The organism is Oscillochloris sp. ZM17-4 (assembly GCF_019599295.1).
GTDB lineage: Bacteria > Chloroflexota > Chloroflexia > Chloroflexales > Chloroflexaceae > Oscillochloris.
The window spans coordinates 16,913-21,973 of the sequence record NZ_JAIEWN010000026.1 but is presented as its reverse complement, the minus strand read 5'-3'; the positions used below and the strand labels follow the sequence as shown (position 1 = coordinate 21,973).

Genomic DNA, 5,061 nt, shown 5'->3' with positions numbered 1-5,061 from the left:
CGAGCCCGATCGGCCCCATGAGCAGGATCTCCACATTGGCCCCCTGACGGCCGAGGCGCAGGCCATCGGCGAGGAGCGCCTCGGCGGCGTCGAGCTGGCCCCACTCGTAGCGCAGCAGCCCCAGGCCGATGTAGGCCGTGCCAGCTACCGGCACCGGCCGGCCGGCGAGCGGGTCGCTGGCGGGGTAGAGGCGCGCCCCGAGGTCGATCGCGTCCTGGTAGGTGCGGGCGGCGCGGTGGAGCTGGCCGATCCGGCCGTAGAGCTCGCCGAGCTGGCGGAGGGCGAAGATCGCGATGATCGGCAGGCCGGAGGCCTGGCCCGCGCGGGCGGCCTCGCCAAGCGCGGCCTCGGCGCCGGCCATGTCGCCGCTGATATAGGCCGAGCTGCCGAGCATGAGCGAGACCACCCCGCGCACGATCACGCTATCGTCGGGCAGCTCGGCGAGGGCGGCGCGGGCCAGATCCACCGTCTGCGCGGCGTCGCGGCGCAGGCCGGCCACCGTGGCCCGCACGGCCAGGGCCTCGCTGCGCAAGTTGCGCGGCGTGAAGGGCGCGGTGAGCGCCGATGGCGTGTCGGGGTCGCCCGCGCTCGCGGCGAGGATCTGGGCGACCCGGCCGAGGGGCGCCTCGACCGCATCGAACTGGCCGGAGACTGCGCAGGCCCAGGCCTCGATCAGGCAGAGCCCAGGGCGGGCGTGGGCCAGGGCATCGGGGAGGGCGCGCAGCCAGCCCAGCACCGTGGCCACCTCGCTGCGCAGCAGGAGCGGGCGGCCCTCCTGCTCGATCAGGGCGGCGGCGCGCCCATAGTCGCCGGCGGCGAGCAGGTGGCCCACCGCCTCGGCGGGCAGGCCGGCGGCGGCGTACCAGTCGGCGGCGCGCCGGTGCAGCAGCGGCGCCCGCTGCGGGTCGTCGCGGCGCAGCCGCTCGCGCAGGAACTCGGCGAAGAGCGCGTGGTAGCGGTACCAGCGCCGCTCCTGGTCGAGCGGCAGCAGGAAGAGCCCGGCGCGCTCAAGCTCCTCAAGGATGAAGGATGAAGGGTGAAGGGTGAGCGGTTGAGCGCGAACGCTGGCAGATGCGTGATCTTCATCCTTCATCCTTTCGCCTTCATCCCCCAGCAGCGCGTCGCAGAGTTCAGCGCAGAGCACATCGGGGACACAGGTCGCCAGCAGGAAGCGGCGGCGGTCAGCGGGCTGACGAGCGAGCACCTCCTCGGCCAGGTAGTCGACCAGATGGCGGTTGCTGCCGGCGAAGGTCGCGATCATCTGGCGGGGGTGCCCGCCCTCGCGCAGCGAGATCGCGGCGAGCTGGAGCGCGCCGGGCCAGCCCTCGGTGCGGTCGGCCAGCTCGGTGGCCTCATCGGGCGCAAGCGTGAGGCCGTAGGCATGCAGGAATGCGGCCGTCTCCGCCGCTGAGAAGCGCAGGTCGGCGGCGCGCAGCTCGGCCAGCAGGCCGCGCACGCGCAGGCGGGCCAGAGGCAGGGGCGGCTCGTTGCGGCTCAGGATCGCCACGCGCGCCAGCTGCGGCATATGCTCGATCAGCATCGCCACCCCGGCGTGGATGGCCGGGTCGACGATCAGGTGGTAGTCGTCGAGGACGATCATGCACGGCCCCGGCAGCGCGCCCAGCTCGTCGAGCAGCGCGCCGATCACGACATCTGTGGCGGGGGGCTGCGGCGACTGGAGCATCGAGCGGGCGTGGTCGCCCAGGCCGGGGAAGGCGCGCGACAGCGCGGCCGTCAGCGCGGCCCAGAAGCGCGTCGGGTCGTTATCGCGCGCGTCGAGGGAGAGCCAGGCGAAGGATGAAGGATGAAGGATGAAGGATGACTGCTCAGCGCGTGCTGCGCCGTCCGAGTTCATCCTTCTACCTTCATCCTTCATCCTTTCCGTGAGCCAGCTTGTGAGCAGCGTCGTCTTGCCAAAGCCGGCGGGGGCGACGATCAGCAGCAGGCGCGAGTCGGCGGCGGCGGCGAGGCGCGCGGCGAGCGGCCCGCGGTCGATGACGACGGCGGGAAGGGGCGGGGGGCTCAGCTTGGCGGAGAGCAGCGGTGTGGCCATGAGTCGCGACACCCCGTACGGACGCAGCGCGCTGCGCCCCAACCCCTACAGATCGCGCGGCACTGACTCGAGGTGGGCGAAGACTGGCACGGGAGCGCCAAGGTGGAGTCCCTCTATGGTGAGCGGGCAGAGGTAGGCGTAGACCTCCACGCCGTTGGAGAGCGCAAAGCGCAGGGCGCGGCCAAACGCCGGGTCAACCTCATCGTTCGGCACCAGCGCCCTGACACGGTGGCGCTGGATGATAAAGACCACCGCGCAGCGCTGGCCGTTGCGGGCCATCATCCCGAGCTGCTCGAGGTGCCGCCGGCCGCGGTCGGTGGGCGCGTCGGGGAAGCGCGCGATGCGCTGGACGACAAGGGTGGACGACTTCACCTCAAGGTAGCAGGTGCTCAGGCCCTCGCCGAGCTTAAAGTCGAAGCGGTTCTCGCCGACCACCACCTCGCGATGCACCTTGGTGTAGCGGGCGAACTGGGGCAGGGCGCCGCTCGACAGGGCCGCCGACACGAGTCGGTTCGGCATCTGCGTGTCCAGCGAGACCAGCTCGTCGCCCTCGTAGGCGCCGACCACCTGAAAGGCTGTCTTGCGGCCAATCTCATCGCGCGGAGCCAGCAGCACGCGGGCGTTCGGCACCAGAAGATCGGTGAGACGCCCGCGATCTGCCATGTGGGCGCGGACGAGCTTGCCATTCAGCTGGACCTCGATCAGCAGCTGGTTTGTGCGCGAGATGAAGGCCGCCTCCACCACCGGGCCGGTGGCGATCAGCGGAACCTTAATGGCCATAGTGGTCACGGGTGTGTGTCGGGCCGCATGATGCGGCCAAAAGTTCAGTCTCGCACGATTATACCATTTATCATGCCGCAGCGGAGTTTACGTCGCACCCCCATAGGACAACGAGACGTTCGAAAAGCATTGCGTTTACGGGAGAGGGCAGTCGGAACGTTCAAGACGTTTCGTGACACCCCAGCAAGGTGAGCGGAGCCGTGCTACCTGCGCCCCGTGGCGGGGCGGCGCGCCCGCGCCTCACGCCGGCAGCGGCGAGGCCGCGCCGCCTCCGGCCGGAGCGGGCTCCTCCTCGCGGCGGAACTGGCTCATATACAGGTCGTAGTAGGCGCCGCGCAGCTCCAGCAGCTCGGGGTGGGTGCCGCGCTCGACGATCTGGCCGTCGCGCACCATCAGCACCTGATCGGCGCTGCGGATGGTGCTCAGGCGGTGGGCGATCACGAAGCTGGTGCGGCCCTCGAGCAGCTGGTCGAAGGCCCGCTGGATCAGCCGCTCGGTGCGCGTGTCCACGCTGGATGTCGCCTCGTCGAGGATGAGGATGCGCGGGTTGGCCAGGGCCGCGCGGGCGATCGCGATCAGCTGGCGCTGGCCCTGGCTCAGGCCGCCGCCCCGCTCGCCCAGCACCGTCTGGTAGCCCTGGGGCAGCCGCTCGATGAAGCTGTCGGCCGAGGCCAGCTTCGCCGCCGCGATCACCTCCTCGTCGGTCGCGTCCAGCCGGCCGTAGCGGATGTTGCTCATCACCGTGTCCGAGAACAGGAACGAGTCCTGGAGCACGATTCCGATCTGACGGCGCAGGCTGGCCGCCGTCACCTCGCGCACGTCCGCGCCGTCCACCAGCACCCGCCCGGCCGAGACATCGTAGAAGCGCGGGATGAGGTTGATGATCGTCGTCTTGCCGGCCCCGGTCGGCCCGACGATCGCCACCGTCTGGCCGGGCTCGGCGGTGAAGCTGACCCCGCGCAGCACCGGCTCGCCCTTTTTATACTCGGCGGAGACCTGATCGAAGACCACCCGGCCCTGGATCTGCGGCAGCTCGCGGGCGTCCGGGCGGTCGGCGAGGTCGGGCGCCACATCGAGCAGGCCGAAGATGCGCTCGCCGCCGGCGATCGCGCTCTGGATGTTCGTCCAGAGCGTGGCGATCTGCTGGATAGGCTGGTTGAAGCGCTGCACGAACTGGATAAAGACAAAGATCGTGCCCAGCGAGATCACGGCGGTGCCGAGCAGGGGCTGGTTGCGCAGCGCGCTGATCGCGCCGACGACGACCACGATCGCGATCGCCACATAGCCCAGCGCCTCCAGCACCGGGTTGAGCGCGCTGGTGAAGCTGGCCGCGCGCACGTTGGCGTCGCGGTTGGCCGCGTTGGTGCGCCGGAACTGGTCGATGCTCTCCTGCTCACGGTTGAATGCCTGCACCTCGCGCACCCCGGCGATGCTCTCCTGTAGGCCGGCGTTCACGCTGCCCATCTGCTGGCGGGTCTCGCGGAAGGCCTTGCGGGCCTGGTTGGAGAAGTAGATGGTGGCCCATGCCATCAGCGGCACCACCGTCAGGCTGATCAGGGCGTAGGGCACATTGGCCGCCAGCATGGCCGCCATGGTCAGCACGATCTGGAGCGCGCCGCTGACCACGCTGAGCAGGGCGAAGCCGAGCACCTGCTGGATGGTGTCGGTGTCGCTGGTGATCCGGCTCATCACATTGCCGGCCTCGTTGCGGGCGTAGTAGCCCAGCGAGAGCCGGTGGATCTGGTCGAAGGTGTCCTCGCGGATGGCCCGCAGGGCGTGCTGGCCGGCCCAGTTCATGCTGTAGAAGGCCAGCCCCTGGAGGAAGGATCCGCCCACGAAGAGCACGATCAGCAGGCCGACGAGGCCGCCCAGGCCGCCCATCAGGGCCGCCGTGTCGGCTCCGGCCTGGAGCGATGAGTACCAGCAGGCCGAGTCACGCGGCAGCAGGTAGCAGTCCACTGCCTGGCCGATCAGCACCGGCGCGGCCACCTGCATCACCGTGGCCACGATGATCAGCGTCACCGTGAGCGCCACGGCGTACCAGAAGGGCTGGAAGTAGTGCCAGAAGCGGGCCAGGGTGGCGAGGGTGTTCTTTGGCTTCTGGGTCTCGGTGTTGAGCATGCGGCCGGGGCCGCCGTGTCCCATCATCATAAAGGGTGTCCTTACATTACGATATATTCCCGCCCCACGGTAGGGCCGAAGCATTCGTCCCGGATGGACGTGATCAT

At 70.0% G+C, this 5,061-nt stretch carries 3 protein-coding genes; all 3 read right to left on the bottom strand.

Annotated features, from left to right (window positions below; all coding sequences use genetic code 11):
• Window positions 1-2,053, bottom strand: a 2,053-nt coding sequence (locus tag K2Z83_RS17815) for a hypothetical protein (RefSeq protein ID WP_370650198.1), incomplete at its 3' end; no start/stop codon positions are given.
• 45 nt (window positions 2,054-2,098) lie between these two features.
• On the bottom strand, window positions 2,099-2,833 hold the full coding sequence (gene sfsA / locus K2Z83_RS17810) for a DNA/RNA nuclease SfsA (RefSeq protein WP_220596540.1): 735 nt from the start codon (window positions 2,831-2,833) through the stop codon (window positions 2,099-2,101).
• A gap of 240 nt (window positions 2,834-3,073) precedes the next feature.
• Window positions 3,074-4,984 carry an ABC transporter ATP-binding protein gene (locus K2Z83_RS17805; RefSeq protein WP_220596539.1) on the bottom strand — a complete coding sequence of 637 codons (1,911 nt, stop codon included), beginning with the start codon at window positions 4,982-4,984 and terminating at the stop codon, window positions 3,074-3,076.
• Window positions 4,985-5,061 lie beyond the last annotated feature (77 nt).